General features: G+C 66.2%; 5 protein-coding genes and 1 pseudogene. 2 read left to right on the top strand and 4 right to left on the bottom strand.

Going from position 1 to position 5,310, the window contains the following annotated elements:
* Window positions 1-271: 271 nt before the first annotated feature.
* Both Q8814_RS24175 and Q8814_RS24180 read right to left on the bottom strand, forming a co-directional pair.
* A complete protein-coding gene (locus Q8814_RS24175) occupies window positions 272-472 on the bottom strand; it encodes a PspC domain-containing protein (protein ID WP_330154508.1) in 201 nt (66 codons plus the stop codon).
* A gap of 93 nt (window positions 473-565) precedes the next feature.
* Window positions 566-886, bottom strand: a complete 321-nt coding sequence (locus tag Q8814_RS24180) for a hypothetical protein (protein ID WP_330154509.1) — start codon at window positions 884-886, stop codon at window positions 566-568.
* Between the two features lie 151 nt (window positions 887-1,037).
* On the opposite strand from Q8814_RS24180, the gene Q8814_RS24185 reads away from it, so the two are divergent.
* Both Q8814_RS24185 and Q8814_RS24190 read left to right on the top strand, forming a co-directional pair.
* Complete coding sequence (locus Q8814_RS24185; protein WP_330154510.1) at window positions 1,038-2,102, top strand: patatin-like phospholipase family protein; 1,065 nt, start codon at window positions 1,038-1,040, stop codon at window positions 2,100-2,102.
* A 9-nt stretch (window positions 2,103-2,111) separates the two neighbouring features.
* Entirely contained in the window at window positions 2,112-2,969 is an 858-nt protein-coding gene (locus Q8814_RS24190) for an alpha/beta hydrolase family protein (protein WP_330154511.1), read from the top strand.
* Window positions 2,970-3,012: 43 nt separating this feature from the next.
* Here the strand turns inward: Q8814_RS24190 and Q8814_RS24195 are convergent, their stop codons facing one another.
* Window positions 3,013-5,022 carry a prolyl oligopeptidase family serine peptidase gene (locus tag Q8814_RS24195; RefSeq protein WP_330154512.1) on the bottom strand — a complete coding sequence of 670 codons (2,010 nt, stop codon included), beginning with the start codon at window positions 5,020-5,022 and terminating at the stop codon, window positions 3,013-3,015.
* 88 nt (window positions 5,023-5,110) lie between these two features.
* Window positions 5,111-5,310 (bottom strand): annotated as a pseudogene (locus Q8814_RS24200) (dehydratase); the annotation flags it as partial.

Genomic DNA, 5,310 nt, shown 5'->3' on the forward strand with positions numbered 1-5,310 from the left:
ACCTGCGAAGTGCCTTCCCGCCTGCGTGATGGAACCCTAGAGAAGTCCCATTATGCCCTGCAGGACAGGCGCTTTCGCTTATCTACATGCTCGGATCGGTGAACAACCACGAATTTTCCAGGCTAGACTCTGCGATACAGAAGGTGGCCGTGATCCCGATCTGCGGGTTCACGGCCACTTTCCGCTTCCGAGAAGCACTTCGCGAGATCGGACCAGCCGGCGCAATAGTCCCGGACCGGATCGATCCATTTCTGTACGAGGCGCCGATTACTCACTCCGGCAAAAGCATCCACAGAGCGAGGTACAACAGAATGGCGGTGCCGCCGGTGACGAAAGCCGCCAGGACCGCCGCGGCGCGGACGAGGTTGACGTCGACGTCGAAGTATTCGCCGAGCCCTCCACAGACGCCACCGAGCATGCGCTGCGAGCGGGACCGGTTGAAGGTGCGTGGTGTGTTGTTCTCGAATGTCATGGTGAAATCGTGCTCCTCCGGGATCGTCTGCACATCAGGTGACGCCCCGATTTCTACCCTGAACTTTCGATTCGGGGTCGTCACGAATCGGGACTATCTGCAGACCACGGTGAGGCCGATGCCCCGCCATACCCGGATTTCGGTGCGGTCGTACTCGTTGTTGCTGTGGTCGTATTCCCACTCGACCTCCGTTCGGTAGCCCTTGTCGCGCTGGCCGGTCACCGTGCATTGCCCGGAGATGTTTCCTGAGCGATTGGTGACCGTGAACGGGACAGCGCGCGCGTCGAGGACGGCGTAGGCGGCATGCTCCTCCATCCCCACTACGTTCGGTGCCGGTTGCGCTGTGGCAGTTGCCGTTCCGAAAGTCAGAGCCGCAGCGCCGGCGAGCACGGCAGCGGACAGGGTTTTGCGCATGGAATCCTCCGGGAAAGGTTGGCGGTGAGCGGCGAAGCAACACATCGATCGTGCGCTGCGCCGCACCTCGGATACATCCGGGTGACGCCCCCATTCGCACCCTGATCTTCGACTCGGGGTAGGTATGCGGGGTGCTGCGTACGATGGGCCCATGATCGGACGCACACGTGTGGCGCTCGCCCTGGGCAGCGGTGGAGCACGGGGTTACGCCCACATCGGGGCAATCCAGGTCATCGAGGAACGCGGACTCGAAATCGTCGGCGTCTCAGGTGCTTCGATGGGCGCCCTCGTCGGAGGCGTGTACGCAGCCGGGAAGCTCGACGCCTACACCGAATGGGCGCTGAGTCTGTCGCAGCTCGACATGGTGCGCCTGCTCGACGTCTCGGTGACGGCACCGGGAGCCATCCACGCGGAGAAAGTACTCAACAAGGTGCGCGAGATGCTCGGCGACGCCGTCATCGAAGATCTGGCCATTCCCTTCACCGCGGTGGCCACCGATCTGGCGGCCGGCCGGTCGGTGTGGTTCCAGCGCGGTCCCGTCGATGTTGCGATCCGGGCGTCGATCGCCATCCCGGGGGTCATCACCCCGTACGTGCTCAACGGCCGCGTTCTCGCCGATGGGGGGATCCTTGCGCCGCTGCCGATCGCGCCGACCGTCGGCGTCCCGTCGGATCTGACCATCGGAATCAGTCTCGGCGCAGACGAGCCCGGGATCGCCTCGCCGGAGAACGTGAGCTCGGAACCGCGGCCGATGGAGGAGTGGATGGGCCGGTTCCGGCGGAGTGCTGCACAGGTTTTCGACACCGACCTCGTCCGGTCGGTCGTCAACCGTTTCGGATCGGCACCGGCCGGAGATGACACTACGTTCGTCGACGAGAGCCTGGAGGAGAGTCCCGGCGAGAATCCCGAGGAGACGCTCGATACCTCGGACGGCCTCGGACCGATGAGCGCCCCCAAATTCGGCCGGGTCGCGGTGATGAACCGTTCACTCGACATCATGCAGTCGGCGCTCTCCCGCTTCCAGCTCGCCGCGTATCCGCCCGATGTGCTCGTCGAGGTCCCACGCACCGCGTGCCGGAGCCTCGATTTTCACAAGGCCGCCGACATGATCGCGCTCGGCCGCTCGCTCACGGAGACCGCGCTGGACGCCGCGGGTTACCCGGCGCCGGGTAACGGGGCGCCGGAACCCGCAAACAGCGAGGGGTCTCCGGCCTAGTCTGAGCCGGTGGAGACCGTACCGATACAACTACCCGACGGCACGACGACACCGGTGCGCCTGATACCCGGACCGGACCACGAACACGAGACCCGCCGGGATGCGACGCGGGCGGTGGTGGTGATCGTCCCCGGGCTCGGCATCCCCGCCGGCTACTACGAACCGTTCGCGCAGGCGCTGACCGAGCACGGATTCGACGCGGCGATCTGCGAGCTCGCGGGCCAGGGCGACAGCCGGCCACGTCCCGGGTCGGACAGCACGTACGGCTACCACGAGATCGTCGCTGTGCATTTTCCGGCGATGTTCGAGGTGGTGCGTGAACGCTTCCCCGATTCGACGCCCTACCTCCTCGGACATTCGATGGGAGGTCAGCTCGGGGTGCTGTACGCGTCGCGGATCCGCGGTCGCCTGGGTGGCGTCATCCTCGTCGCCGCAGGAACGCCGTACTACCGGCACTTCCGGGGCACGCGCGGGCCGGGACTGCTCCTCGGGTCGACGGCGATGTCCCTCACTGCGAGTGTCGCCGGGTTCTGGCCCGGCGACCGGCTCGACGTCGGTGGTTTCGGCCGGCAGTCGCGTCCGCTGATCTCCGACTGGGCACGGCTCGCCCGCAGTGGCCGGTTCGAGCCGTCGGGCGCGGACATCGACTACGAGGAGCGCATGAGCCGGCTCGCGCTGCCCGTCCTGTCGATCACCATCGAAGGGGACGACCTGACGCCCGTCGACTCGGCACGTCACCTCGTGGAGAAATTGCCGGCTGCGGACGTCACCACGTGGCACAATCCGCGCGCTCTCGGGCACAACGGATGGATCCGCGACAACGCCGAAACCGTCGACGAAGTGGTGGGCTGGTTGCGCGACATCTGACCGGGGCACGAGCTCGATCGCCGAGCCCGCGCCCCGCGACGTTCTACAACTTGTCGGCGCGGAAGGTGAAGGTCAGTGCCGACTTGAACGCGGCCTGCGCGTTGTCGGCCGCGCCACCGTGCCCGCCCTCGATGTTCTCGTAGTACCAGACCTCGTGGCCCTGTTCCTCGAGCCGCGCCACCATCTTGCGGGCATGCCCGGGATGTACGCGGTCGTCTCGGGTGGACGTCGTGATGAGGATGGGTGGATACGCGGCGTCCGGGTCGGTGTTCTGATACGGCGAGTACTTGCTCAGGAACTCCCACTCGGCGGGGTTGTCGGGGTCGCCGTACTCGGCCATCCACGACGCGCCGGCGAGCAGCAGGTGGTACCGCTTCATGTCGAGCAGCGGCACCTGGCACACGATCGCGCCGAACAGTTGCGGATACCGGGTGAGCATGACACCCATGAGCAGTCCACCGTTGCTGCCGCCTTGGATGCCGAGTTGCGCGGTGGTGGTGATCCCCCGTGCGACAAGGTCTTTCGCGACGGCCGCGAAGTCCTCGAAGGCCCTGGGGCGGTTCTCCTTCAGTGCCTGGGTGTGCCACGTCGGACCGTATTCGCCGCCACCTCGAATGTTGGCGATCACGTACGTGTACCCGTGTTCGAGCCAGGCCCGCCCGACACCACCGCTGTAGGCGGGGACCATGGAGTTCTCGAATCCGCCGTATCCGTACAACAGCGTCGGCATCGCGGAGTCGGTGGTGCGGCCGACGACGAAGTACGGGATCCGGGTGCCGTCGTCCGACGTGGCGAAATGCTGGGTGACCGTGATGTTCTCGGCGTCGAAGAAGGACGGCGCCTGCTTGATCGCCTCGAGCGGGCCGCCCACGGTGCCGGACAGCAGGGTCGCGGGGATGGTGAAACCGCTGGAGTTGAGGAAGAAGTCGTCGCCGGTGAGGGGATCGACGTCGATGATCGACGTCGACGTCGCTTCGGGTACCCCGCGCAGTTCCACGTCCGACCATCCGCCGACTCCCGGCGTGAGGACGCGCACGTGGGTCTGAACGTCGCGCAGCGTCACCAACAGCAGATGGTTCTGCGTCCACGTGTACTGCTCCAGTGACGTGTGCTCGTCCGGTGTGAACAACACGGTCAGGTCGCGGGAACCGCCGAGGAACGCCGGATAATTCGCGGCCAGCAGTGTCCCGGCGGGGTAGCCCAGCCATTCCGAGCGGTTGCGGATCAGCAGGTGGTCGCGGTACACGCTCACCCGCGCGTCGTCGGGGACATCGAGCTTGACCAGTTCACCGTCTGGAGTGAGTTCGAACTGGTGGGTGTTGTAGAAGTCGATCGCGCGGTCGACGAAGCTACGTTCGTAGCCCGGGGTGTTGTCGTACCACGCCCCGACCGCGACGTCGCCGGCCTCTCCTTCGAACACCGTCTGCGCATCGGTGATCGGGGTACCGCGATGCCAGCGCTTCGCGATGCGCGGATATCCGGAGTCGGTGAGTGATCCGTCGCCGAAATCCGTCCCCACATAGACGGTGTCGATGTCGATCCAGCCGATATCGGTTTTCGCTTCGGGGACCTCGAAGCTGTCCGGGCCGGACAGGAAGCGCCGCGTGGTCAGATCGAACTCCCGCACCACGGTCGCGTCGGCGCCGCCACGCGAGAGGGTGACGAGCGCGCGAGTCTGATCGGGCCGCAGTACCTGCGCGCCCGACCAGACCCAGTTCTCGTCCTCGTCGGCGGCGACGGCGTCGAGATCGACGAGCACGTCCCATTCCGGCTCGTCACGCAGGTACTGCTCCATCGTGGTGCGCCGCCACAGACCCCGCACGTGCTCGGCGTCGCGCCAGTAGTTGTAGAGGTACTCGCCGCGTCGGCGCGCATACGGAATGCGCGCGTCGGTGTCGAGGACCTCCCGGATCCGCGCCTCGAGAGTGGTGAAGTCGTCGGTACGGGTGTAAGCCTCGACGGTGCGGTCGTTGCGGGTGCGTACCCAGTCGAGTTGCTTGTCGCCCGTGACGTCCTCGAGCCAGAGGTGCGGGTCGGTCGTGGTGTCGCTCATGACCCCATTTCTACCCGGAGCGGGTCGGTCCCGGAGCCGGCCGTGTGCCCGTGCGCGCACACGCGGCCTTCTGCGGAGCGCCGTCGGATCACTCGAACAGGCGGTAGATGGCCTCGACGATCACGGCCGGTCTGTCGCTGCCCTCGAGTTCGATGGTGCCGTCGACGGTGAGCTGGACTCCGTCTTCGGGCAGTTTCTCGTAGCTCTTCAGCGCGGCGGAGAGCCGGACCCGGCCACCGGCGCGAACCGGGTTGGTGAAGCGGACCTTGTTGAGGCCGTAGTTGACAC

The organism is Rhodococcus chondri, from assembly GCF_036327435.1.
GTDB lineage: Bacteria > Actinomycetota > Actinomycetes > Mycobacteriales > Mycobacteriaceae > Rhodococcus > Rhodococcus chondri.